At 71.5% G+C, this 24,131-nt stretch carries 24 protein-coding genes; 15 read left to right on the top strand and 9 right to left on the bottom strand.

Annotation, left to right across the window (positions count from 1 at the left end; all coding sequences use genetic code 11):
* Positions 1-69: 69 nt before the first annotated feature.
* The gene (gene scy / locus AC068Z_RS00300) at positions 70-3,951 is read right to left on the bottom strand and encodes a polarized growth protein Scy (RefSeq protein ID WP_478550856.1); all 3,882 of its coding nucleotides are present in this window, start codon (positions 3,949-3,951) and stop codon (positions 70-72) included.
* 210 nt (positions 3,952-4,161) lie between these two features.
* Positions 4,162-4,602, bottom strand: a complete 441-nt coding sequence (gene mce / locus AC068Z_RS00295) for a methylmalonyl-CoA epimerase (protein WP_478550854.1) — start codon at positions 4,600-4,602, stop codon at positions 4,162-4,164.
* Between the two features lie 148 nt (positions 4,603-4,750).
* Between mce and AC068Z_RS00290 the strand changes: the two genes are divergently transcribed.
* Both AC068Z_RS00290 and meaB read left to right on the top strand, forming a co-directional pair.
* Positions 4,751-5,944, top strand: a complete 1,194-nt coding sequence (locus AC068Z_RS00290; protein WP_478550852.1) for an acetyl-CoA C-acetyltransferase — start codon at positions 4,751-4,753, stop codon at positions 5,942-5,944.
* A 30-nt stretch (positions 5,945-5,974) separates the two neighbouring features.
* Positions 5,975-6,931 (top strand): methylmalonyl Co-A mutase-associated GTPase MeaB, encoded by a 957-nt coding sequence (gene meaB, locus AC068Z_RS00285; protein WP_478552230.1) that lies wholly within the window; start codon positions 5,975-5,977, stop codon positions 6,929-6,931.
* 79 nt (positions 6,932-7,010) lie between these two features.
* On the opposite strand, the gene AC068Z_RS00280 is transcribed toward meaB, so the two are convergent.
* Complete coding sequence (locus tag AC068Z_RS00280) at positions 7,011-7,637, bottom strand: PepSY domain-containing protein (RefSeq protein ID WP_478550850.1); 627 nt, start codon at positions 7,635-7,637, stop codon at positions 7,011-7,013.
* A gap of 121 nt (positions 7,638-7,758) precedes the next feature.
* On the opposite strand from AC068Z_RS00280, the gene AC068Z_RS00275 reads away from it, so the two are divergent.
* Both AC068Z_RS00275 and AC068Z_RS00270 read left to right on the top strand, forming a co-directional pair.
* Positions 7,759-8,424, top strand: a complete 666-nt coding sequence (locus tag AC068Z_RS00275) for a response regulator transcription factor (RefSeq protein WP_478550848.1) — start codon at positions 7,759-7,761, stop codon at positions 8,422-8,424.
* Entirely contained in the window at positions 8,421-9,827 is a 1,407-nt protein-coding gene (locus AC068Z_RS00270) for a sensor histidine kinase (protein WP_478550846.1), read from the top strand. The genes AC068Z_RS00275 and AC068Z_RS00270 overlap by 4 nt, the downstream gene beginning before the upstream one ends.
* Positions 9,828-9,831: 4 nt before the next feature.
* Here the strand turns inward: AC068Z_RS00270 and AC068Z_RS00265 are convergent, their stop codons facing one another.
* From AC068Z_RS00265 to AC068Z_RS00250, 4 genes are all read right to left on the bottom strand, one after another.
* On the bottom strand, positions 9,832-10,308 hold the full coding sequence (locus AC068Z_RS00265; protein ID WP_478550844.1) for a MarR family winged helix-turn-helix transcriptional regulator: 477 nt from the start codon (positions 10,306-10,308) through the stop codon (positions 9,832-9,834).
* Positions 10,309-10,403: 95 nt separating this feature from the next.
* Positions 10,404-11,198 (bottom strand): AIM24 family protein, encoded by a 795-nt coding sequence (locus AC068Z_RS00260; protein WP_478550842.1) that lies wholly within the window; start codon positions 11,196-11,198, stop codon positions 10,404-10,406.
* Positions 11,195-11,845: an AIM24 family protein gene (locus AC068Z_RS00255; protein WP_478550840.1), complete on the bottom strand. Its 651-nt coding sequence runs from the start codon at positions 11,843-11,845 to the stop codon at positions 11,195-11,197. The genes AC068Z_RS00260 and AC068Z_RS00255 overlap by 4 nt, the downstream gene beginning before the upstream one ends.
* Before the next feature lies 1 nt (position 11,846).
* The gene (locus AC068Z_RS00250) at positions 11,847-12,479 is read right to left on the bottom strand and encodes an AIM24 family protein (RefSeq protein WP_478552228.1); all 633 of its coding nucleotides are present in this window, start codon (positions 12,477-12,479) and stop codon (positions 11,847-11,849) included.
* A 193-nt stretch (positions 12,480-12,672) separates the two neighbouring features.
* On the opposite strand from AC068Z_RS00250, the gene AC068Z_RS00245 reads away from it, so the two are divergent.
* The 8 genes from AC068Z_RS00245 to glxA all read left to right on the top strand — a co-directional run bounded on the left by AC068Z_RS00245 (position 12,673) and on the right by glxA (position 19,795).
* On the top strand, positions 12,673-13,020 hold the full coding sequence (locus tag AC068Z_RS00245) for a DUF3817 domain-containing protein (protein ID WP_478550838.1): 348 nt from the start codon (positions 12,673-12,675) through the stop codon (positions 13,018-13,020).
* Entirely contained in the window at positions 13,017-13,316 is a 300-nt protein-coding gene (locus AC068Z_RS00240) for an MTH1187 family thiamine-binding protein (RefSeq protein WP_478550836.1), read from the top strand. Before AC068Z_RS00245 ends, AC068Z_RS00240 begins: the two co-directional genes overlap by 4 nt.
* Before the next feature lie 164 nt (positions 13,317-13,480).
* Entirely contained in the window at positions 13,481-14,242 is a 762-nt protein-coding gene (locus AC068Z_RS00235) for a hypothetical protein (RefSeq protein WP_478550834.1), read from the top strand.
* Positions 14,239-14,919, top strand: coding sequence for a DUF4166 domain-containing protein (locus AC068Z_RS00230; protein ID WP_478550832.1), 681 nt, complete (start codon positions 14,239-14,241; stop codon positions 14,917-14,919). Before AC068Z_RS00235 ends, AC068Z_RS00230 begins: the two co-directional genes overlap by 4 nt.
* Entirely contained in the window at positions 14,916-15,563 is a 648-nt protein-coding gene (locus tag AC068Z_RS00225) for a TetR/AcrR family transcriptional regulator (RefSeq protein WP_478550830.1), read from the top strand. The genes AC068Z_RS00230 and AC068Z_RS00225 overlap by 4 nt, the downstream gene beginning before the upstream one ends.
* Positions 15,564-15,590: 27 nt before the next feature.
* Entirely contained in the window at positions 15,591-15,857 is a 267-nt protein-coding gene (locus AC068Z_RS00220; RefSeq protein WP_478550828.1) for a hypothetical protein, read from the top strand.
* 167 nt (positions 15,858-16,024) lie between these two features.
* A complete protein-coding gene (locus AC068Z_RS00215; RefSeq protein ID WP_478550826.1) occupies positions 16,025-17,836 on the top strand; it encodes a glycosyltransferase family 2 protein in 1,812 nt (603 codons plus the stop codon).
* 3 nt (positions 17,837-17,839) lie between these two features.
* On the top strand, positions 17,840-19,795 hold the full coding sequence (gene glxA, locus AC068Z_RS00210; protein WP_478550824.1) for a radical copper oxidase GlxA: 1,956 nt from the start codon (positions 17,840-17,842) through the stop codon (positions 19,793-19,795).
* A 1-nt stretch (position 19,796) separates the two neighbouring features.
* Here the strand turns inward: glxA and AC068Z_RS00205 are convergent, their stop codons facing one another.
* Both AC068Z_RS00205 and AC068Z_RS00200 read right to left on the bottom strand, forming a co-directional pair.
* Positions 19,797-20,798, bottom strand: a complete 1,002-nt coding sequence (locus tag AC068Z_RS00205) for a glycoside hydrolase family 6 protein (protein WP_478550822.1) — start codon at positions 20,796-20,798, stop codon at positions 19,797-19,799.
* A 78-nt stretch (positions 20,799-20,876) separates the two neighbouring features.
* Positions 20,877-21,857, bottom strand: a complete 981-nt coding sequence (locus AC068Z_RS00200) for an ArsR/SmtB family transcription factor (RefSeq protein WP_478550820.1) — start codon at positions 21,855-21,857, stop codon at positions 20,877-20,879.
* Between the two features lie 77 nt (positions 21,858-21,934).
* Here AC068Z_RS00200 and AC068Z_RS00195 point away from each other — a divergent pair, with 77 nt between their 5' ends.
* The 3 genes from AC068Z_RS00195 to AC068Z_RS00185 all read left to right on the top strand — a co-directional run bounded on the left by AC068Z_RS00195 (position 21,935) and on the right by AC068Z_RS00185 (position 24,131).
* A complete protein-coding gene (locus AC068Z_RS00195; protein ID WP_478550818.1) occupies positions 21,935-23,197 on the top strand; it encodes an MFS transporter in 1,263 nt (420 codons plus the stop codon).
* A 22-nt stretch (positions 23,198-23,219) separates the two neighbouring features.
* The gene (locus AC068Z_RS00190) at positions 23,220-23,729 is read left to right on the top strand and encodes a MarR family winged helix-turn-helix transcriptional regulator (protein WP_478550816.1); all 510 of its coding nucleotides are present in this window, start codon (positions 23,220-23,222) and stop codon (positions 23,727-23,729) included.
* A gap of 63 nt (positions 23,730-23,792) precedes the next feature.
* The gene (locus AC068Z_RS00185; protein WP_478550814.1) at positions 23,793-24,131 is read left to right on the top strand and encodes a DUF3817 domain-containing protein; all 339 of its coding nucleotides are present in this window, start codon (positions 23,793-23,795) and stop codon (positions 24,129-24,131) included.

The following is a 24,131-nucleotide window of genomic DNA, read 5'->3' as shown; positions in this document are numbered from 1 at the left end:
CTAACCGTCGGACCACTTGCCAAAAAGTTGGTCAAAGGCCCCAGAAGACACCGGAATCGCTTCGCTTGGCTAGCTCTCCGAGGACTTGCCACCCGATCGTGGGGCGCCGACGGTGGCGCCCGCCTTGACGCCCCCGTCCTTGCCGGCCGCCGGGGCCTCAAAGGACTCCAACGCCTCCAACACGTCCTGGACACGGGAGATCTCGGCGTTGATGTCCTCGCGTCGGCGCACGAGCACCTCCAGCTCGCGCTTGCCCTCCTCGACCGTCCGCTTCGCCTCGCGGATCGCCTCGGCCCGCAGCTCCTCGGCCTCCTTGACCAGCGAGGACTTCTTCTGCTCGGCCTCCTTGAGCAGCCCCTCGGCCTTCTTCACCGCCGCGATACGGACCTTGCCCGCCTCGGAGTTGGCCTCCGAGACCAGCTCCTTGGCCTTCGCCTGGGCCTTGGCCAGCTGCTCCTCCGCGGCCTTGATGAGCGCGTCGCAGCGGTCGCCGGTCGACTTCATCGTCTCCGCGGCCTCGCGGCGGGCCCGCTCGTGCAGCTCCTCGATCTCGCTGGTGATGCGGTCGCGCAGCTCCTCGGCGCGCTCCCTTATCGCGGTGGCGTCCCGGCGGGCGCCGACCAGCAGCTCGTCCGCGTCCGTACGGGCCTTCTCCACCAGGGAGTTGCCCTCGACCGTCGCCTCCGAGACCAGCCGCTCGGCCTCCTTGCGGGCGGCGCCCACCATGGTGTCGGCCTGGCCCTCGGCGTCCGCGGTGGTCTTGTGCGCCTGCGTCTGGGCCTCGGAGAGCAGCTTGTCCGCCTCGGCGGCGGTCTCCGTGATGAGCGTGTCGACCTGCTCCGCGGCCTCCGAACGCCGCTTGTTGGCGTCCTTGCGGGCCTCGTCCAGGGTCCGCTCGGCCTCCGCGCGCGCGGCGCCGACCGTGCGCTCGGCCTCGGCCAGCGCCTCGGCCTTGACCCGCTCGGACTCGGTACGGATCCGCTCGGCGTGCGCCTGCGCGGAACCGACCGTCTCGGCGGCCTCGGCGCGCAGCCGCTCCGCGTCGCCGGTGGCGTCCGCGATGAGCTTGTCGGCCTTCGCGACGGACTCGACGCGGACCCGCTCGGCCTCGGCGACCGTCTCCTGACGCAGCCGGTCGGTGTCCTCCAGGGTCTCCGTGGTCAGCCGCTCGGCCTCGTTGCGCGCCTCGGTGATGAGGGTGTCGGCCTGCGTCGCCGCGTCCGAACGGATGCGGTTGGCGTCCTCGCGGGCGTCCGCCCGGGTCCGCGCCGCCGCCTGGTCGGCCTCGGCGATGGCGTCCGAGGCCTGGGTGCGCGCCCGCTGGGCGTGCTCGGCCGCGTCCGCGCGCAGCCGCTCCGCCTCGCCGATCGCCTCCGAGACCGTACGCTCGGCCAGCGCCTTGGCGGCCTCGGTCTCCTCCGCCGCCTCGCGCCGGATCCGGCCCGCGTCCTCCGCCGCCCGCTCCCGCTCCGAGTAGGCGTCGCCGCGGACCCGGTCCGCCTCCTCCTCGGCCTCCCGCCGGGTGCGCTCGGCCGCGTGCTCGGCCGCGCTGCGCAGCCCCTGGATCTCCTCCTGGGCCTGCTCGTGCAGTCCGGTGACCGAGTCGCGCACCTGCTGGGCGTGCTGTTCGGCGGCGGAGACCATCTCGGTGGCGCGCCGGTCCGCCTCCTCGACCAGCCGCACCGCCTCGGTCTGCGCCTCCTCCACCCGCTTGCGCGCGGAGGCCAGCAGCTCCTCGCTCTGCTCGCGGGCCCGCTCACGCTCCTGGTCGGCCTCCTGCCGGGCCGAACCCAGCGTCTCCTCGGCCTCCCGACGGCGCCGGGCGGCCTCCTCCTGGGCGGCGGCCAGCGTCTCCGACGCCTCGGTCGCGAGACGCTCGGCGGCTGCCTGCGCCTCGGCCCGGACGCGGTCGGCGGTGTCCTGGGCCTCCGTCTTCAGCCGCTCCGCCTCGGCGGCGGCCTCGGAACGCAGGCGTACGGCGATGGCCTCGCCCTCCGCGCGGGAGGCGGAGGCGTCCGCGGCGGCCTCGGTGCGCAGCCGGTCGGCCTCGGCCTCGGCCTGCTGCTGGAGGACGCGGATCCGCTCGGCGGCCTCCGCGCGCAGCCGCTCGCTCTCGTCGGCGGCCTCGCGGCGGATCCGCGCGGCCTCCTCCCGGGCGTCGGTGAGCGCCTGCTCTGCGGCCGTCAGCCGCTGCTCGGCCTCGGTCTGCAGCCGGGTCAGCTCCTCGGCGGCCTCCGCGCGGCGGGCCTCTATGGCCTGCTCGGTCTCCACGCGCAGCTCGCGCGCGGCCCGCTCGGCCTCGGCCCGGATGCCCTCGGCCTGCTCGACGACCTCGTCCCGGTGCCGCTCGGCCTCCTGCCGGGTGCGCTCCAGGGTCTCCTCGGCCTGCCGGCGCAGCGTCGTGGCGCGCTCGATGGCCTCGGTGCGGACCTTCTCGCTGTCGGCCGTGGCGCCCTGACGCAGCTCGTCCGCGTCCGCCTTGGCCTTCGACAGCAGCTCCTCGGCGGTCCTGGCCGCCTCCTCGATCTGCTGGACGGCCTCCCTGCGGGCCTCCGCGCGGATCTTCTCGCCCTCGGCGACCGCGTCGGCGCGCAACTGCTCGGCCTCGCCGCGCAGCCTTCGCGCCTCCTCCTGCAGTTCGACCGTCTTGGCGCGGTACTCCTTGGTGTCGTCCTTCGCCGCGCCCTTGAGCTGCTCGGCGATGTCATGCGCCTCGGCGCGCAGCCGGTCCGCCTCGGTCTCCGCCTCACGGCGGATCCGCTCGGCCTCCTCGGCGGCGGCCTTGGTCGTGTTCTGCGCGTCCTCCTGCGCCTTGTTGAGGACGTCCTCGGCGGTCTTGGCCGCCTTCGACAGCTGGGTGGCGCTCTCCTCGGCGGTGAGCGTACGGGCCTTCTCGGCGGCCTCCGTCAGCACCTTCTCGGCCTCGGCGCGGGCGTCCGCGACGATCTGCTCGGCCTCCGCCTTGGTGGCCTCGGCCTCCTTGGTGGCCTCGCTGACCAGCCGGGCGACCTGCTCCTTGGCCGTACGGGTGCGCTGTTCGTTGGCCGACTCGGCGCTGCTGAGCGTCTTGCCCGCGGCCTCCTTGGCCTCGGTGAGGATCTTCTCCGCCTCGGACTGCGCCTTGCGCAGCGCCTCCTCGGCCTCCGCCATCCGCTGTTCGGCGGCCCGGCTCAGCTCACCGGCCTGGCGGCGGGCCGCGTCCGACTCGGTGGCGGTGGAGCTGCGGAGCTGCTCGGCGTGGTCGGTGGCCTCCTGGGCCTGGGTGGAGGCGGCGTTGAGCAGCCGCTCGGCGTCGGTACGTGCCCGGCGCAGCAGCTGCTCGGCCTCGGTGCGGGCGGCCTCCGCGTCGCTCTGGAGCCGCTGGCGGGCCTCCGCGGTGAGCCGCTCGGCCTCCGCGCGGGCGGCCGCCATGGCCTGCTCGGCCTCCGCGCGGGACTCGTCGAGGAGCCGGCGGGCCTGGGACTCGCTGCGGGCGCGCAGCTGTTCGGCCCAGGCCACGTTCTCGTTGACATGGCTCTCGACGGTCTGCCGGCGCTCGGCGAGCTCCTGGTCGAGCTGCTGACGGCGGGTGACCGCCTCCTGGTGCAGCTCCGCCTGGAGCCGCGCGGCCTGCTCGGCGTGCTCCTGGAGGATGCGCTGCGTCTGCGCGCGGGCCTGGCTCAGCTCGCGCTCGGCGTCCTGCCGCAGCTGGTCGGCCTGGATCTGCGCGTTCCGCAGCAGTTGTTCGGCCTGATAGCCGATGTCGCCGCCGCCGAAGTCCGGCCGGGACATGATGGTGCGCCGCGCCTCGTGCAACTTGGCGCGCAGCACCTCGACCTGGTAGCCGAGGTCCTCGGCGTGCTGGATCGCCTTTTCCCGCTCGGTCTTCAGCCGCTCCATCTCGGCCTCGAACCGAGAGAGGTGGTCGACGTCAGCCGCCGGCTCTCGCTCCTGGCGTTCGTAGCCCCGCACTGCGCGGTCCCATCCGTCCCCTGGTCGCAAGTCACTCCATACGAGCTCCGTCCATCCGCCGAACGGGGCCCCCGGGGAATGGTGTCAGATCAACGGCGGAGCATGGGCTGCTGCCCCGACGCTCGTCCCCCGAAACCCGGACCCCGGCCCGCGGTCGAACGCCCGAGAGCGACGACCGACCCCAACCCTACCGGCCCATATGTACGAGGGTCAGTGCTCAGGTGACTCAACGGGCGCCGAAGTGACCAGTTCTGTCAGTACTCCATGACAATCCTTGGGGTGCAGGAAGGTGATCCGTGACCCCATGGAGCCGCGTCGGGGCTCCTCGTACAGGACGCGTACGCCCTTGCCCTTGATGTCCGCGGCGTCCGCGTCGACGTCCGCCGTACCGAAGGCGATGTGGTGCACACCCTCGCCGTTCTTGGCGAGCCACTTGGCGACGGTGGAGTCCTCGCGGGTCGGCTCCAGCAGCTGGAGGTAGGTCGCGCCGCCGTCCGACGTATCGTTGATCTTGAGCATGGCCTCACGGACCCCCTGCTCCTCGTTGACCTCCGAGTGGTACACCTCGAAGCCGTAGGTGGCCCGGTAGAACTCGACGGTCTTGTCGAGGTCGAAGCAGGCGATCCCGATGTGGTCGATTCGCGTCAGCATGATGCCAGTGCAGCGCTCCCGAGGTGGTTACGCAACGTGCCAGCGATCACACCGACAGCCCGGTGACGGCACGGAGTGCCACTCAGTACATTCGAAGTAAACCCTCGTTCACTCCTCGGCTGTGCAAGCTGGAAGGGGATCGCACGACATGTCTTCCGCAACTTCGGTGATCGTCGCGGGCGCTCGGACGCCCATGGGCCGCTTGCTGGGCTCCCTCAAGTCCTTCTCCGGAGCCGACCTCGGCGGCTTCGCGATCAAGGCCGCCCTCGACCGTGCGGGGATCGGTGGCGACCAGGTGCAGTACGTGATCATGGGCCAGGTCCTCCAGGCCGGCGCGGGCCAGATCCCGGCCCGCCAGGCCGCGGTCAAGGCCGGCATCCCGATGAACGTGCCCGCCCTGACCATCAACAAGGTCTGCCTCTCCGGCCTCGACGCCATCGCGCTCGCCGACCAGCTGATCCGCGCCGGCGAGTTCGACGTGATCGTCGCGGGCGGCCAGGAGTCGATGACGAACGCCCCGCACCTGCTGCCCAAGTCCCGTGAGGGCTTCAAGTACGGCGCCATCGAGATGCTCGACGCGATGGCCTACGACGGACTGACCGACCCGTGGGAGAACATCCCCATGGGCCAGTCCACGGAGAAGCACAACAGCCGCCTCGGCATCGCCCGCGAGCCGCAGGACGAGGTGGCCGCCCTCTCGCACCAGCGCGCCGCCGCCGCCCAGAAGAACGGCATCTTCGAGGCCGAGATCACCCCGGTGGAGATCCCGCAGCGCAAGGGCGAGCCGGTCGTCTTCAGCAAGGACGAGGGCATCCGCGCCGAGACGACGGCGGAGTCGCTGGGCAAGCTGCGTCCCGCGTTCACCAAGGACGGCACCATCACCGCCGGCTCGTCCTCGCAGATCTCCGACGGCGCGGCCGCGGTCGTCGTGATGAGCAAGGCCAAGGCGCAGGAGCTGGGCCTGGAGTGGATCGCCGAGATCGGCGCCCACGGCAACGTGGCGGGCCCGGACAACTCGCTGCAGTCCCAGCCCTCCAACGCCATCCTGCACGCCCTGAAGAAGGAGGGCCTGGAGGTCTCCGACCTCGATCTGATCGAGATCAACGAGGCGTTCGCGGCGGTCGCGGTCCAGTCAATGAAGGACCTCGGGGTGTCCACGGAAAAGGTGAACGTCAACGGTGGTGCGATTGCCCTCGGCCACCCGATCGGCATGTCGGGTGCGCGACTCGTCCTGCACCTGGCGCTGGAGCTGAAGCGCCGGGGCGGTGGCGTGGGCGCGGCCGCGCTGTGCGGCGGCGGTGGCCAGGGTGACGCGCTGATCGTGCGGGTCCCCAAGGCCTGAGCTGTTCTCTTCTAGGTGATCGGAGCTGTGATGCAGGACGTCTCCACGCTGGTGGCCCAGGCACGGGAGGGCAGGCCCCGGGCCGTGGCTCGGCTGATCTCCCTGGTGGAGGGGGCGTCCCCGCAGCTCAGGGAGGTCATGGCGGCGCTGGCCCCGCTGACGGGCGGGGCGTACGTGGTGGGCCTGACGGGGTCGCCGGGGGTCGGCAAGTCGACGTCGACCTCCGCCCTGGTGACCGCGTACCGCAAGCAGGGCAAGCGGGTGGGCGTCCTGGCCGTGGACCCCTCCTCCCCCTTCTCCGGCGGGGCGCTGCTCGGTGACCGGGTCCGGATGTCGGAGCACGCCTCGGACCCCGGGGTGTACATCCGCTCCATGGCCACGCGCGGCCACCTGGGCGGCCTCGCCTGGGCGGCCCCGCAGGCGATCCGGGTGCTGGACGCGGCGGGCTGCGACGTGATCCTGGTCGAGACGGTCGGGGTGGGCCAGTCGGAGGTCGAGATCGCGTCGCAGGCCGACACGTCGGTGGTGCTGCTGGCGCCGGGCATGGGCGACGGGATCCAGGCGGCCAAGGCGGGCATCCTGGAGATCGGCGACGTGTACGTCGTGAACAAGGCCGACCGGGACGGCGCCGACGCGACGGCTCGTGAGCTGAACCACATGCTGGGTCTGGGCGAGTCCCGGGGTCCCGGCGACTGGCGGCCCCCGATCGTGAAGACCGTCGCGGCGCGCTCGGAGGGCGTGGACGAGGTGGTCGAGGCGCTGGAGAAGCACCGGGCGTGGATGGAGGAGCGGGGGGTGCTGGCGGAGCGCCGCCGGGCCCGGGCCTCACGTGAGGTGGAGACCATCGCGGTGACGGCGCTGCGGGAACGGATCGGCGACCTCCACGGAGACCGGCGGCTGAGCGCACTCGCGGAGAAGATCGTCGCGGGCGAGCTGGACCCGTACCGCGCGGCGGACGAACTGGTCGAGGGCCTGACGCGGGGCTGAACCGCGCACACGTCGAACGCCGGAGAAGCTGGATCAGCCTCTCCGGCGTTTCGGCCCGGGTTCTCCGTCGTCCGCGTCGTCAGTCGTCCGAGTCGTCGTCGTTCTTGTCGGCCGTGACCTTCGTCGTGTCCAGGTCGACGTTCCAGTGGCTCTCCGCGCCCCGGGCGTTCTCCGTCTCCACGTCCCAGGTCGTCGTGCGGTCGTCGTCCTCCAGGTCCAGCGACGTCACGAAGCCCTTCGCCGCCGCGGCCTCGGCCGCCTCCCGGGCCGTCGTACCCGAAGCGGCGCGCTCCTGGTCATCGGCGTCGTCGTCATCGTCGTCCTCCACCTGCGTGCCGACGACCTTCGCCGTCGCCGGGTCCACCTGGACCGTGTACGACTGCGCTCCCGCGCCGAGGATCTCGACCTCCCAGCCACGGAAGCCGTCGCCGGAGTCATCGGAGTCGTCGGAGTCGTCCTCCAGGTCCGCCCCGACCGCCGTCCCCGGCTGAGCCTTCAGCGCCGCCCCGATCGCCTCAGCCGCCGTCACCTTCGCGGTGCGCGCCTCCGCGGAGTCGTCCTCCGCCGAGTCGTCCCGCGCGGAGTCGTCCCGCACGTCCACCGCCCGCTCCTGCCGCGCCTCGTCACCGCCGGCGAAGGCGACCGCCGTACCCCCGCCCACCAGGGCCGCCGCTGCGACGGTGGCGATGAGGATGTTGCGCTTCATGGGTCCTCCAGAAGGTGTGTGACTGCTCCGCTCGTTCGCCACCAAGGTCCGTCATCCGACCTGAAGCCACCCTGAACCCACCTGAAGATCACTTCAGCTTCGCTCTGCCACCCTGGGGGACATGCGCCTGTTGATCGTGGAGGACGAGAAGCGGCTGGCCCTGTCGCTGGCCAAGGGGCTGTCGGCCGAGGGGTTCGCCGTGGATGTCGTGCACGACGGTCTTGAGGGGCTGCACCGGGCCGGTGAACTGCCGTACGACCTCGTCGTGCTCGACATCATGCTGCCGGGGATGAACGGCTACCGGGTCTGTTCCGCCCTCCGCGCCGCCGGCAACGACGTGCCGATCCTCATGCTCACCGCCAAGGACGGGGAGTACGACGAGGCCGAGGGGCTGGACACGGGGGCGGACGACTACCTCACCAAGCCGTTCTCGTACGTCGTGCTCGTCGCCCGCGTCAAGGCGCTGCTGCGCCGGCGAAGCGGCGGTGCCGGATCGCCGGTGCTCGCCCTCGGGGCCCTGCGCGTCGACACGGGCGCCCACCAGGTCTTCCGGGACGGCGCCGAGATCCCGCTCACCACCAAGGAGTTCGCCGTACTGGAGCAGCTCGCCCTGCGGGCCGGGCAGGTCGTCTCCAAGTCCGAGATCCTCGACCACGTCTGGGACTTCGCCTACGACGGCGACCCCAACATCGTCGAGGTCTACATCAGCACCCTCCGCCGCAAACTCGGCGCCGGTCTCATCCACACCGTGCGCGGCGCCGGGTACCGGCTGGAGTCCGGGAGATGAGGCGCCTGTTCGGGTCCGTCCGCGCCCGGGCCACCCTCGCCGCCACCCTGGTCGTCGCCGTCGCCCTGGTCGCCGCCGGTGCCGTCGTGCTGGTCACCCTGCGCGGCAACCTCACCGCCCAGGCGGACTCGGAGGCCGACGACGCCGCCCGCTCGGTCGCTGCCCAGATCGCGCAGGACGTGCCGTACGGCGAGCTCGATCTGGACGAGGACCATCCCGTGCAGGTGGTGGACAGGGACGGGCGAGTGCTGGCCGTGAGCGAAGGGTTGGAGGTCGTCAGCGGGACCGGTGTGGACGGTGTCGCGCCGGTCCGCAGCCCTGGCACCGGACGCGAGGACGAGGACGACGATGACGATCCGGAGCTGGGCGAGGTCGGTGACATCGAGGGGCACACACAGGGGTGGGCCACCGTCGACGGGGAGCGCACCGAGTACCGGTTCGCCGAGCTGGAGGTCACCGACCCGCGCGGCGCGACCGTCGTCGTCCACGCCGGCGCCTCGCTGGAGGCCGAGCGGGACGCCGTGTCCACCGCCTCCACCGTCATGCTGATCGGGCTGCCCGCGCTGCTCGGGGTCGTCGGCTCGGTGACCTGGCTGGTCACCCGGCGGGCGCTGCGCCCGGTGGAGGGCATCCGGCGCGAGATGGCGGAGATCACCGCCTCCGAGGACCTGTCCCGGCGGGTTCCCGAGCCGGACACCCATGACGAGGTCGCGCGGCTGGCCCGTACGACCAATGAGACCCTCTCCGCCCTGGAGACCTCGGTCGAGCGCCAGCGGCGCTTCGTCGCGGACGCCTCGCACGAGCTGCGCAGCCCCATCGCCTCGCTGCGCACCCAGCTCGAAGTGGCCGCCGCCCATCCGGAGTTCCTGGATCTGGACGGGGCCGTCGAGGACACCGTACGGCTGCAGCACCTCGCCGCGGATCTGCTGCTGCTCGCCCGGCTCGACGCGGGGGAGCGGCCCGGTGACACCCGGGTCGATCTCGCCGCGCTGGCCGCCGCGGAGGCCGAGGGGCGGGCCGGGGTGCGCGTGATGGCGGACGGGCCGGTGGCGGTCGCCGGATCCCGGGGCCAGCTGGGGCGGGTGCTCGCCAATCTGCTCGACAACGCCGCCCGCCACGCCCGTTCGGCGGTCGAGGTGACCGTCCGGCGGGCGGGCGACCGGGCCGTCCTTCAGGTCGCCGACGACGGGGACGGGGTGGCCGAGGGGGACCGGGAGCGGATCTTCGAGCGGTTCGTACGGCTCGACGAGGCCCGCAGTCGCGACGACGGCGGCGCCGGTCTGGGCCTCGCCATCGCCCGCGATGTCGCCGAGCGGCACGGCGGCACCCTCACCGTGGGCGACGCCCCGGCGGGCGGAGCCCTGTTCGAACTCCGCCTGCCGATCGCCTGCGACAGGGACTGAGGGATCAGGGGCGGCCGCGCTGTCCGCGCAGGTGCTCCGCGATCGGCTTGAGGGCCTTGTCCAGCTCCACCAGCGCCTCCGGCGTCAGCAGATCGATGAAGTGCCGGCGCACGGACGCCACGTGATGCGGCGACACCTTCTTCATCGTCTCCATGCCGTGCTCGGTGAGGACGGCGTAGAGGCCGCGGCGGTCGGACTCGCAGTTCTCACGCCGGACCAGGTTCGCGTTCTCCATGCGCGTGATCTGGTGGGAGAGGCGGCTCTTGGACTGGAGGGTGGCGGAGGCGAGGTCGCTCATCCGCATCCGTACGTCCTCCGACTCGGAGAGGTTCACCAGGATCTCGTAGTCGTTCATTGTCAGGCCGAACGGCTGGAGGTCCCTCTCGAGCTGGTACGTCAACAGTCTGTTGACCTCCAGGTGGGTGCGCCAGGCGCACTGCTCCGCATCGCTCAGCCAGCGCGTGGCCGTCTCGGTCTCCATGAATGAAGTCTACCTAAAATGTTGAAAAGCGAACTAGTGAGGGCGGTGTGACAGTGCGCACGCGTTCGAAGTCGTCACACTCCGCAGACTACCGCTCACAGCCCGAAGCGACGCTGGAGGTCCCCCAGCTGTCCGGGAAGACGCGGTGCGCCGGCTTGCTGTGAGCCACCTGTGGAGCCCCCACTTCCGGGCACACCCGCCTGGTGTGGGACGGTCCCCGTCGCCTGCTCGGCCATGAGGGTCTCGGAGGACTGCAGGAGCACGGTGCCGGCTCCCACGAACTCGAACTGGTGCTCCTCTCCGGATGCCCCTCCGAGGCCCGTCATCGCACGTAGGCCGCCCATCAGGCCGGTCATGTACTGATAGTCGTAGTGATGGCACGGGGACGGGCAGTCGGCCCAGCCGACGAGCGCCTGTGGATCCACCCGGATCGGGGGCTCCATGAACACCACCGGACCGTTAGATGCGGCCACGAACTTTCCGGTTCCGATGAGGGTCAGAAATCCCGGCACGATCGACTGCTTCAGCGAAAGAGTTGGCTGAAAAGCGAGCAGGTTGCCTGAGCGAATGGTCAGATTGCCGTCTTCGAGGTCGTACGAATTCACGTCGAAGGCCCGGTCGGCGAGCAGCATCTTGCCCGAGCCCTCGGCGACGACCCAGTCGCTCGCGTGCAGAGGCGAATGGAAGGACGTACGGACGAGGCGGTCGAGCCGGCCGTGTCCGATGCCGTTGAAGTCGATCGAGCCGTAGTAGGCGATCATCTTCCCCTTCTGCAGGAACCACTGGGTCCCCTTGAGCTCGACGCAGAAGGTGTAGTTGTCGACGTTGTCGTCGGACGGCAGGGTCATCGGGTCGTGGACGACCGGACCCGCACCCGGGTAGGTGCTCACAGCTTCTCCTCCGAGGCCTGGACGTACACCGCGCCGCTGCCGCTCAGCTCCAGCTGGAAGGCCTCGCCGGAGCCCCGGCCCACCATGTCCCGCCAGCCCAGCGCGGTCGACAGCTTGTTGCGTACGTCGCCGTGGTGGGCGACGTAGGCCTGCGGGTCGACATGGACCGGGCGCTGCGGGCTGATGGGGATCTCCAGGACGCCGCCGTGCGCCATGACGGCGACCGAGCCGTGTCCCTTCAGGGTGGTCGTGAACAGCCCCTGCCCGGTGACCTGTCCGCGGACCATGCCCATCACCCCGCCCTGGGAGCCCATGAACATCGTGCCCTGCTCCAACGTGCCCTCGAAGGCCAGCAGCCGGTCCGCCTCGACGTAGAGGGTGTCCCCGGTGAGGCCGATCACCTGGACGTGATGGCCGCCGTGCCCGAACAGGACGGTCCCGCTGCCCTCGACGGTCATCAGCGGGGTGGCCTCGTTGGCCACCCGGCGTCCGATCATCGACATCAGGCCGCCCTGGCCGCCGGTGGTGCTGGGGGTGAAGGACACGTCGCCCTTGTACGCGAGCATCGCGCCGCGCTGGCTGAACAGCCGCTGCCCGGGCAGCACGGTCGCCTCGATCATCTTGGAGTTGATCTCACGGAAGGCCATGTCAGACGTCCCCCGCGATCGTGTTCCGCTCGCTCGGCTGGACGTAGACCAGGCCGTCGCCCTCGAACCGGATCTGGAAGGCCTCGCCGCCGCCCTCGCCCAGCAGGGTGCGGAAGGTGACGCCGGACTGGAAGGACTGCCGGAGGTCGCCCTGGTGGGCGATGTACGCCCCCGGGTCGACGGTCAGCGGGTACTGCGCGCTGACCCGCAGCACGACCGCCGGGCCGTCCGAGGTGATCGCCGCCTGGCCATGGCCCTCCACGGTCGTGGTGAACAGGCCGTTGCCCTGCGAGGCGCCGCGCATCCCGGTGAAGGACGTGCCGGTCCGCAGTCCCGCGTCGGTCGCGAGCAGATTGCTCGATTCCACGTACAGCTTGTCCCCCTGAAGGCCGACGAGGTTGATCTCGGCCGCCCGGTCCGCGAACCAGCAGGTCCCGTGCCCCTTCACCTCCATCACCGTCATCTGCTCGCCGGTGATGCGCCGGGTCACCATGCCCCGGATGCCCTCACCGCCACCGCTGAGCTTCTTGAACGCCATCTGTCCGTCGTACGCGACCATCGAGCCGTTCTTCGCCTTCACGGCGTCCCCGGTCATCTCGACGGCGAGCACCTTGCTGCCTTGAAGTCGGAACATCGCCACGCAGCGAAGGTAACGGCGGTGGCCCGCCGCCGACAGAGCCCGTAGGTGGAGATACACCCTGAACGTCCCCTCAGGGGAGGATGGACCGCGACCCCCGGGCCGGAGCACCCCCGCCCGTTTGCCACAATGGACGAACGTTTGTGCTTGCGTTCACAAACCCCTACGTCTCTCCCACCGAAGGTGACCCGTGGACATCAAGACCGCCTCCGCCCTCCGCCGCCTCCGCCTCGTCTCCGCGCCCGAGGCGGTCTCCTTCCTCCTCCTGCTCGTCTGCTCGGTGCTGAAGCGGACCACGGACTTCAACGCGGTGCCCGTGATGGGCGCGATCCACGGCATCCTGTTCATCCTGTACGTGATCTTCTGGGCCGACGCCTGGAACCGCGCGAAGTGGTCCTTCGGCACCGGCGCCCTGTACTTCGTCCTCTCCGTGCTCCCCGCCGGCGGCTTCTTCGCCGAGCGCAAGCTCAAGCGCGAGGCCGAGGACGCGGTCATCGCCTTCCGCGCGCGCCAGGAGGACGCGGTGAAGACGTCATGATCGTCGCCTTCTCCGTGACGCCCCTCGGTGTCGGCGAGGACGTGGGGGAGTACGTCGCCGACGCCGTCCGGGTCGTCCGCGAGTCCGGTCTGCCGCATCGCACCGACGCGATGTTCACCTCGGTCGAGGGCGAGAGCTGGGACGAGGTCATGGACGTCGTCAAGCGCGCCGTCGCCGCCGTGGAGGCACGCGCCCCGCGCGTGTCCCTGGTGCTCAAGGCGGACATCCGGCCCGGCGTGACCGACGGGCTCACCTCCAAGGTGGAGACGGTGGAGCGGTACCTGGCCGCCGACTAGTGCCCTCTGGCCGCCGAGTGGCGGCACCGTACGAGAAAACCCCGGCCCGCGCGGGCCGGGGTTTTCTCGTGCCCGCTGTTTGAGCAGTCGCTCAAAACCGTGTACCTTCCTGCCCAGAAAGTTTGAGCAGTCGCTCAAACCGCTTGCCGACCTGGGGGATTCGCGTGAGGCACACCGGTCTGTACATAGAGGCGCGGATCCGCGCCGATCTCGACGACCTCTGGTCGCGTACGCAGGAGCCGTCCCAGCACCAGCGCTGGGACCTCCGCTTCACCGAGATCGACCACCTCCCGCGCGCGGAGGGCGAACCGCAGCGCTTCCGCTACGCCACGCGCGTGCTGCCCTTCCTCACCGTCGCCGGCACCGGAGTCTCGGCCGGCGAGAAGGAGCGCCCCGACGGCACCCGCACCTCCGCCCTGCGCTTCGCCTCCCCGCACCCCCTCTCCCTGCTCGCCGAGGGCAGCGGCTACTGGCGGTACATCCCCGACGGCGACGGTGTCCGCTTCCTCACCGGGTACGACTACCGGCCCCGCTGGGGCGCCCTGGGGGCGCTCGCCGACCGGCTGGTGTTCCGTCCGCTCATGGGCTGGGCGACGGCCTGGTCCTTCGACCGGCTGCGGCTGTGGCTGGAGCGGGGTGTCACCCCCGAGCGGGCCCGCCTGAACTGGCTGGCCGAGCTGACGGTCCGCGCGCTCGTCATCGCCTTCGCCTGCACCGGTCTGGGGCTGGAGTCCCTGCTGTGGCTGTTCGGCCCCTTCGCCGCCTCGATGGCGTACCTCTGCCCGCTGCTGCTCACCGTCGCCGTGTGCCTGGCGCTCTTCAAGGCGCCCCTGTCCCACACCCCGGCCGCCCGCCGCTGCCTGCGCCGCCCGCCGACCCGCGCGTGCGCCCCCCGACTCCTCAAGGCCCTGGAGAACCCGCGATGACCTCGATCTTCCGCACCGCGATGGGCGCCGACTTCGACCGGCTGCACCCGCAGCTCCAGCGTCGCTTCTCCGTCGGCCTGACGAGCGGGGAGGCCTGCACCGGCCGAGGCGTCATGGACCGCATCTGGCACGGCGGGGCGTTCGTGAAGCCGTTCCTCGCCCTCGGCACCACCCGCAACATCCTCGTCCCGCGCGAGGGGCGCCGGGTGCCGTTCGTCATCGAGAACGTGCCGTACACCGACACCTTCGGCCGTGAGACGGTGAGCTTCGTGCGCACCTTCGACCTGCCGGGCCGCTCCCGCCGCTTCGACGCCCAGATGGTGCTGGGCCCCCGGGGCGACCGGGTCCTCGACTACCTCGGCACCCACCAGCACCTCGCCACCGACCTGTACTTCCGGGCCGAGCCCGACGGCTCGCTCCTCATCCGCTCCGGCGAACACCGCTTCCGGGAGGGGGCCGTGGACGTCCGGGTCCCCGAACTGATCGGCGCCACGGCCGAGGTGCGCGAGTCGTACGACGAGGCCACGGACCGCTTCCGCGTCAAGGTCCGGGTGGTGAACCGGTACTTCGGGCCGCTCTTCGGCTACGAGGGCTCCTTCCGCGCCACCTACAGCGACCTCCGCAAGTGCGGCGTACGACCCGGTCTGCGCCCGGTGCGCGAGGAGGCGCGCGCGTGAGCCCGGAGACCGCCAAGTCCCTGGAGACGAAGACGAAGCTCCTCGACGGGGCGCTGCGGACGCTGACCGAGCAGGGGATCGCGAAGACCTCGGCGCGTACGGTCGCGGCCGCCGCCGGGGTCAACCAGGCGCTGGTCTTCTACCACTTCGGCTCCCTGAACGACCTGCTGGCGGCGGCCTGCCGGTACGGTGCCGAACAGCGCGTCGCCCGCTACCGCGACCGCTTCGCCACCATCACCTCGCTCTCCGAACTCCTCGCCTTCGGCCGGGAGATGCACGAGGAGGAGAGAGCCTCCGGCTACGTCTCCCTGCTCGGCCAGCTCCTGGCCGGCGCCCAGACCCATGAGAGCCTCGGTCCGGCCACGGCGGCCGGACTCGATCTGTGGATCACCGAGATCGAGAAGGTCCTGAGCAGGGTCATGGCACAGACCCCGTTCGGCGAGTTCGTGGACGCACCGGGCCTCGCGCGAGCCGTGGCGGCCTCCTTCGTGGGGATCGAGCTGTACGAAGGCGTGGACGCGGCCGGGGCGGGCTCGGCCCTGGACGCGCTGGAGCAGCTCGGGCGCCTGGTCGCCGCACTGGACGACCTGGGCCCGGTGGCCCAGCGCGCGGTCCGGCACCACCTACGGCGTGCGCAGCGCTGACCCGTCCGAGCACATCGCCTCCCCGTCATGCGCCGACAGCGCGTGGTCGATGGGGTAGTCATCGCCGTGGCCCCGGACCCCGCCCCTCTCCCGGCCGGCGTCCGCGCGGGCGTCGGCGCGCCCGGCAGTCCTGAGCGGTCCTGGCGCGAGGCGCGCACCGCCCCGCGCTTCACCAGCGCGCGCGAACCCGTCGTCCGCCACACCGACCTGGGCGCCCTGGCGCCCCTCGCCGAGCTGCCCGAGGGCGCGGTGCGGGCCACTACCGCGCCACCGGCTCCCGAATCGAACAACTAGGCCTGAGCCTGGGCCTGGAACCCACCGAACCCACCGGCCTGACCCGCGCTCGACTCGCCCTCACCGCCCGGCGGCTGCCGGCGGAGTGACGGGCACCCACCTGGACGCCTCCAGTTCGACACGCCCCTGAATCTCCACTTGTGTGGTGGTATCGGCAACGACCGTCGATGACTCCTCGATCACTGGAGGGCGCTGTGCGGCCGGAGGGATATGACTACGAAACCCACAGCCGACTCGCCGGACCGCTCATGGAGCCGGCCGGTGCTTCGTACCGCGTGCAGTACACCTCGCTGCTGTCCCGTGAGCCGCACCGAATACGCGCGATCCTCCTGATGACCCTGGCGCCCCTGCTCACCGGCGCCCTGCTCGTCTACCTCGTCTGGCCCACCCACTGGGTCGAACGCGAGGGCGCCGACCGCTGGCTGGTCTGGCTCGACGTCGCCATGCTCATATCCATCGGGCTCATCGAGCTCTTCATGGTGGTCAACGTCGCCTCCGTCGCCCACGCCACCCTCGTGGCCCGCGACCCCGTCCCGGTCGTGCCCGAACCCGGCACCCGCGTCGCCTTCCTCACGACGTACGTCCCGGGCAAGGAACCCCTCTCCATGGTCCGCGCCACCCTCGAAGGCGCGAGGAGGATCACCCACGACGGCCCGCTCGACGTCTGGCTCCTCGACGAGGGGGACGACGACCGCGCCAAGGCCCTCTGCGCGGAACTCGGCGTCCGGCACTTCACCCGCCTCGGCGTCCCGGAGTGGAACCGCCCCAAGGGCGCCCACAAGGCCCGCACCAAGCACGGCAACTACAACGCGTGGATCGCGATGCACGGCGACGACTACGAGTTCTTCGCCTCCGTCGACACCGACCACGTCCCGCTCCCGAACTTCCTGGAGCGGATGATGGGCTACTTCCGCGACCCGGACGTCGCCTTCGTGGTCGGCCCGCAGGTGTACGGCAACTACCACAACCCCGTCACCAAGGCCGCCGAGTCCCAGCAGTTCCTCTTCCACGCGCTCATCCAGCGCGCCGGCAACCGCTACCGCGCCCCCATGTTCGTCGGCACCAACAACGTCGTACGGATCTCCGCCGTCCGGCAGATCGGCGGCTTGTACGACTCCATCACCGAGGACATGGCCACCGGCTTCGAACTGCACCGGCGCCGCAATCCGCGCACGGGCGCGCACTGGCGGTCCGTCTACACCCCGGACGTGCTCGCCGTCGGGGAGGGGCCCGCCTCCTGGACCGACTTCTTCACCCAGCAGGTGCGCTGGTCGCGTGGAACCTACGAGACCCTCTTCAAGCAGTACTGGAAGGCACCGTTCACCATGCCTCCGGGCCGCCTCTTCTCGTACACGCTGATGCTCGTCTACTACCCGATGACGGCCGTCAACTGGTTCCTCGGCAGCCTCAGCTGCTTCCTGTTCCTCTGGTTCGGGGCCTCCGGGACCCAGGTCACCGCCTCCGTGTGGCTGATGCTCTACAGCGACGCGGCCGCCCTCCAGATCGGCCTGTATCTGTGGAACCGCCGGCACAACGTCTCGCCGCACGAACCCCAGGGTTCCAGCGGGCTCGCGGGCATGGCGATGTCGGCCCTGTCGGCGCCGATCTACCTGAAGTCCCTCGGTGAGGCGCTGATCCGCAGGCCCAGCCGGTTCGTCGTCACCCCCAAGGGCGGCGACGCCAGCCCCGACCGGCTGCTCACCTTCCGCATCCATCTGGCCTGGGCGGCGCTGCTCGCCATCTCGCTGGCCGCGTCCATGGCCCGCGCCCACACCCATGTGGCCATGCGGACCTGGGCGGTGCTCGCCATGACGATCTCGCTGGCGCCGGTCGCGGTGTGGGCCTCCACGCTGCTGAAGGACCGCCGTGAACGCCGGTCGTCGGTTCCGGCCGCACGGTCCGTCGAGGACGCCGAACCGACGCTCGCCGCCAGCGGAGCGACCGCCCCCGTCCCCGGCACCTCGACAGGAGGCAACTAGCCCATGGCCTACCAGCCCTCGCAGAAGACCAAGAAGAGAGTCCTCGGCATCGGCGGCATCGCGGTCCTGGCCGGCCTCAACGCCCCGGCGGCGCTGGACTTCGCGGGCGAGAAGTACCACGCCTACAAGATCGCCCAGCCCGCCTACCAGGCCCGGTACGGCTCCTGGAGCCAGGTCGACATCCCCGAGGAGTACCGCACCAACGCCATCCACGCGGCCCTGCTGCACACCGGCAAGGTGCTGATCGTCGCCGGCTCGGGCAACGAGCAGAAGAAGTTCGACGAGGGGTCCTTCGACACCGTCCTGTGGGACCCGGAGAAGAACACCTTCAAGAAGATCCCCACCCCCGACGACTTCTTCTGCTCGGGCCACGCCCAACTCCCCGACGGACGACTGCTGGTGGCCGGCGGCACCGCGCGCTACGAGCGCCTCGACGGCGAGGTCGAGCGGGCCGGCGGCGGGATGCGGGTCAAGAACGAGAACCCCGACAAGGCCGTGTTCCTGAAGAAGGGCACCCGCTTCCGCTCACCCGCCGGAGTCGAGTACGTCACCCGGTTCGACGTCACCGTGCCCAAGGCCACCCGCACCTTCAAGGTGACGTACGACCAGGCCGGAGTGATGCAGCCCTGGCAGACCAAGGTCACCGCCGCCGAGGCCCGCGTCTTCGTCGAGGCCGTCGAGAAGGGCCCCCTGTCCGTCACCGACCGGCAGGCGCAGTACGAGGTCGTCGGGCTGACCGGCCAGGACGCCGCCGACACCTACGGCCTCTCCGAGAAGATCACCCTGGAGAAGCAGGACTTCCAGGGCATCCGCGCCGCCTACGAGTTCGACCCCGTCGCGGAGAAGTACATCCCGGTCGACCCGATGGACAAGGCCCGCTGGTACCCGACCCTGGTCGGCCTCGACGACGGACGGGTCCTCGCCGTCTCGGGCCTCGACGACGTCGGTGCGGTCGACCCCGGGGACAACGAGATCTACGACCCGAAGACCAAGATGTGGACCCCGGGCCCCAAGCGCTACTTCCCCACCTATCCCGCCCTGTTCCTCACCAAGGGCGGGAAGCTCTTCTACCCGGCGGCCAACGCCGGGTACGGACCCGACAACATGGGCCGTGAGCCGGGCCTGTGGGACCTGAAGACCAACACCTTCCAGAAGGTGCCGGGCCTGCGCGACCCGGACGAGACCGAGACCGCCGCCTCCCTCCTGCTGCCCCCGGCCCAGGACCAGAAGGTGATGATCCTCGGCGGCGGAGGCGTCGGCGAGTCCAGGAAGTCCACCCCGCGCACGGCCGTGGTCGACCTGAAGAAGGACAACCCCGTCTTCGAGGACGGCCCCGACCTCCCCCAGGGCACGCGCTACCTGAACAGCGTGATCATGCCGGACGACACCGTCTTCACCGCCAACGGCTCCGAGGACTACCGCGGCCGCAGCGCCAGCAACATCCTCAAGGCCCAGTTCTACGTCCCCGAGGAGAACGTCTTCCGGGAGGCGGCGGCGCCCAAGGTGGGCCGCAACTACCACTCCGAGGCACTGCTGCTGCCCGACGGGCGGGTCGCCACGTTCGGCTCGGACCCGCTCTTCGACGACCAGCAGAACACCAAGCTCGGCCACTTCGAGCAGCGCATGGAGATCTTCACCCCGCCCGCCCTGCACAGGAACGGCGCCGCCCGGCCCGTACTGAAGGACGGCCCCGAGCTCCTGGCCGACGACCGCCGGGCCACGTACCGCACCGACCACCCCGAGCGGATCGTCAAGGCCCGCCTGATGCGCCCGAGCGCGGTGACACACACGACGGACGTCGAGCAGCGCTCCATCGAGCTGGGGCTGACCCGGTCCGAGGGCTCCGTCACGGTCACCGTGCCAAAGGACCCGGCGCTGGTACCGCCCGGCTGGTACATGCTCTTCGTCACCGACGCCGAGGGCACCCCGTCGAAGGCGCAGTGGATCCAGGTGAAGTGAGCTACCGGGACGGGGAGTTGCGGGCCAGCGTCAGCGCGTACTCCGGCCACCACCGGCCGGCCGCCGGACCGCCCTCGCAGCTCCCGTCCGACTCCCCGGGCCGCTTGACCCACAGATAGGCGTCGAGCGCGGGCTCGCCGGTGTCCGTCGTGGGCGGGGTGCCCAGCGCGCGGCCCGGCGGGTTGCACCAGACGCCGGGCAGCGGGCCGTTGCCGTTGCGGCTGGTGTCGATGACGAAGTGCTTGCCACCGAGGCTCTGGGAGAGCTGACGGCCGTACGCCTTGGTGTCCTCGTTCGTCTGGAAGTTGGAGACGTTGAGCGCGAAGCCGTCGGCCTCGGCGATCCCGGCCCGGCGCAGCGGCTCGACCAGCTTCCCGGGGTCCTTGATCCAGGACGGGTTGCCCGCGTCCAGGTACACCCGGGTGTGGGGCTGCCGCTTGAACCGGCGGATCGCCTCGGTCAGCAGCTGCTCCCGCTCGGCGTGCAGCTCGGCCGGGGTGCAGCCGTCCACCATGTGCGCGATCGCGTCCGGCTCCAGCACGACCAGCGCCTTGCTCTCGCCGAGCGCGTCGGCGAACTTCCCCGTCCACTCCCGGTAGGCGTCCGCGTCCGCGGCCCCACCCGCGGAGTGCTGGCCGCAGTCGCGGTGCGGGATGTCGTACGCCACGAAGAGCGCCGTACGCCCCTCGGCGGAGGCCGCCGCGGTCGCCGAGCGGACCTTGGGCCCCGGGTCGGTCTCACCGGCCGGCCACAGCGCGGCGGGCCGGTCGGCGATCCGGCGCAGCACCTGAGCGTCCTGCGTACGGCCCGTTCGTTCCCACAGCTCGATCTGGCGTGCGGCCGGGCTGTCGGGGTCGACCCAGAACGGAGAGGCGGGGACGGCGCGGCTCTTCTTGGACGCGGCGCCGGCGACGGAGGCCTCGTCGACATCGGAGGCGGCGGTGCAGCCCGCCGCGAGTCCGAGCACCGCGAGAGCCGCGAGGGGGTGGATCAGCCGGGGCATGCTGCTCCCTTGAGCGGAGGTGACGTTCCGTCACCAATCGTTCCACAAAGATGTGATTTATCACGGAATGGACATGGGTCAGCCGCCCGAGGCGAGCGCGATCCCCAGGGGTGTGCGCTCGTACAGCACCTGATGGCCGTAGCGCCGTGCGACGAGCAGTCCGGTGTCCCGCAGCGTCGTCAGATGCGCCGACACCGACGAGGGCGCGAGGCCGAGGCGGTGGGCGAGCGCGGAGGTGGTGGCGGGCTCGTCGAGCGCGGCGAGCACGGCCGCCCGGCCCCGGCCCAGCAGCCGTACCAGCGCCTCGCGGGTGCGGTCCACGGGCTCGGCCCACAGGCCGCCGAGTCCCCGGGCCGGGTAGACGACGGTGGGCTGCCAGGGCGGCTCGAAGCCGCTGATCACATCCGGCCAGGAGAAGACGCTCGGCATCAGGACCAGGCCCCGCCCGTCGAGGTCGCGCACATGCTCGCCGTCCACCTCCAGGGTCAGGGTGCGGCCGTTCCAGGCGAGCCGCGGGTCCACCTCGGGCAGGAGCGCCCCGAGCCCCACCTCGGCCAGGCGCCGGGAGTGGAAGGCGACGTCGGCCTCCAGCAGGGCCCGCAGCCGCGGCCAGTCCGGTTCGACGAGGACGCGCCAGGCGGCCTCCAGCAGATCGGCCAGCTCATGGACGGCACGGCCCGGGTCGGCGAGCAGCGCCCTGCCCGCGGTGGAGTCCAGGGCGCCCGGGGTGTCGGCGAGCGCGCGGGCCATGTCGGCGCGCGCCGCCTCCGGATCGGCCGAGCGGACCACCGCGATCTCCTGCGCGAAGTCGCCCGCGGGGCCGATCGGCGGCGGGCCGAGGAAGTCCGGGGAGTGCCCGCGCCTCGGCATGAGCAGCCACAGCGGGGCCAGGTCCAGCGCGCCGGCCGCCTCCCGGATACGGCGGAGCCAGTGCGGGTGATAGCCGTGCCGGTCGGGCCGGCGCAGGGTGCGCACCGCCTCCTGGGTCTCCCAGAGCGGGGAGACCGCGAAACGGCACCGCAGCAGGTCGTCGTCGCCGAAGCGCAGGTGGAACGGCACGGCCCTCCCGGGTCCGGAACATTCGGCTGTCGCCGAAACTCTACGGCGGGCGGCGCACCCGCGTGCAGGCTGCGGCCATGCCAGAACAGCCGGGCCCGGCCGCGCCGGAAGCCCTCCAGGAACCCACCGGCTACCGACGCGTCTTCGCCGTACGGGAGTTCCGTGCCGTCTTCGCGGCCTACGCGCTCTCCCTGCTCGGCACGGTCGTCGGTGAGATCGCGCTCACCGTGCTCGTGTACGGCCTCACCGGCTCACCCCTGCTGAGCGCGCTGACGTTCGCCCTCGGCTTCCTGCCGTACCTGATCGGCGGGACGCTGTTGTCCGGGATCGCCGACCGGTATCCCGCGCGCCGGGTGCTGGTGCTGTGCGACCTGGTGTGCGCGGGATGCGCGGCGGCCATGGCCGCGCCCGGCGCCCCGGTCGCCGCGCTGCTCGCCCTGCGCTGTGTGATCGCCGTCGTCTCGCCGGTGTTCAGCGGCACCAGGACGGCCACGCTCGCCGAGGTCCTCGGGGACGGCGACCTCTTCGTGCTGGGCCGCTCGCTGCTGCGGATGGTCGCGCAGAGCGCGCTGCTGGTGGGCTTCGGGGTGGGCGGCGCGCTGCTCACGGTGGTGACCCCGCGCGGCGCCCTGCTCATCACGGTGGGCACCTTCCTCTGCTCCGCGCTGCTGCTGCGGTTCGGCACCCGGCGCAGGCCCGCCAGGGACCGGGGCGGCTCGCTCGTGCGGTACTCGCTGGCGGGCGCCCGCCAGGTGCTCGGCGACCGCAGGATCCGCGCGCTGCTGCTGCTTCTGTGGGTGCCGCCGATGTTCATGGTCGCGCCGGAGGCGCTGGCCGCCGCCTACGCCGACGAGATCGGCATGGACGCGGCCGGCGTCGGGCTGCTGATGGGCGCGATGCCGGTCGGCACGATTATCGGCGAGGTCTGGGCCGGTTCCGCCCTCACGCCCGCCGCCCGCTCCCGGATCGTCCTCCCGCTCGCGGCCTGCGCCCTGCTGCCCCTGCTGGTCTACCCGCTATCGCCCGGCCTCGGCTGGATCCTGGCCGCACTGCTGGTCACCGGGCTCGCGGGGGCGTACACCCTCGGCCTGGACCGCTGGTTCGTGGACGCCGTGCCGCCGGAACTGCGCGCGCGGGCGATGACCGTGCACACCGCGGGCATCATGACCATCCAGGGCATCGGCATGGCGCTGGCCGGGGCCGCGGCCGAGTTCTGGCCGGTCGCGCACGTGGTCGGCGGGATCGGCGCGCTCGGTACGGTGTGCTGTCTGTGCCTCGTCCGGGAGGTCCGCCGGACCTCCCGGGGACCGATGGGCGAGACGGGGCTGACCGCCATATGACCGACCGGTAGGGTCTGGTGCCGTGCCGAAGCCGCTCAGCCTTCCCTTCGATCCCATCGCCCGCGCCGACGAACTCTGGAAGCAGCGCTGGGGAAACGTGCCGTCCATGGCCGCGATCACCTCGATCATGCGCGCCCAGCAGATCCTGCTCGCGGAGGTCGACTCGGTGGTCAAGCCGTACGGGCTGACCTTCGCGCGCTACGAGGCGCTGGTGCTGCTCAACTTCTCCAAGGCCGGGGAACTGCCGATGTCCAAGATCGGCGAGCGGCTGATGGTGCACCCCACCTCGGTGACGAACACGGTCGACCGGCTGGTGCGGTCGGGCCTGGTGGACAAGCGCCCCAACCCCAACGACGGACGCGGCACGCTCGCCTCCATCACGGAGAAGGGCCGCGAGGTGGTCGAGGCGGCCACGCGCGACCTGATGGCGATGGACTTCGGGCTCGGGGTGTACGACGCCGAGGAGTGCGCGGAGATCTTCGCGATGCTCCGGCCGCTGCGGATCGCCGCGCACGACTTCGAGGAGCAGTGACCCGGTTCCGGGAGCAGTGACCCGGGGAAAGATCGCCCGGAACGTGCCGTTACGCTCGTCGGCATGAAAAAGAGCGTGCTCACCCGCTACCGCGTCATGGCCTACGTCACCGGTGTGCTCCTGGTACTGCTGTGCCTCTGCATGATCGGCAAGTACGCGCTGGACCTGGACGGCGCCGCCGACGCGACCCGGGTCGTCTCGATCGCGCACGGCTGGCTGTACGTCGTCTACCTGGTCTTCGCCTTCGACCTGGGCTCCAAGGCGAAGTGGCCGGTCGCCAAGCAGCTGTGGGTCCTGCTCGCCGGGACGATTCCGACGGCCGCGTTCTTCGTGGAGCGGAAGATCAGCCGCGAGCTGGACGCGAAGGTCGACGAGGACGCGCCGGCGGTCGCGAAGGCGTGA

The organism is Streptomyces sp. NPDC043726 (assembly GCF_056436565.1).
Note: the sequence above shows the minus strand (reverse complement) of the source record. Positions and strands in the feature narration are given on the sequence as shown.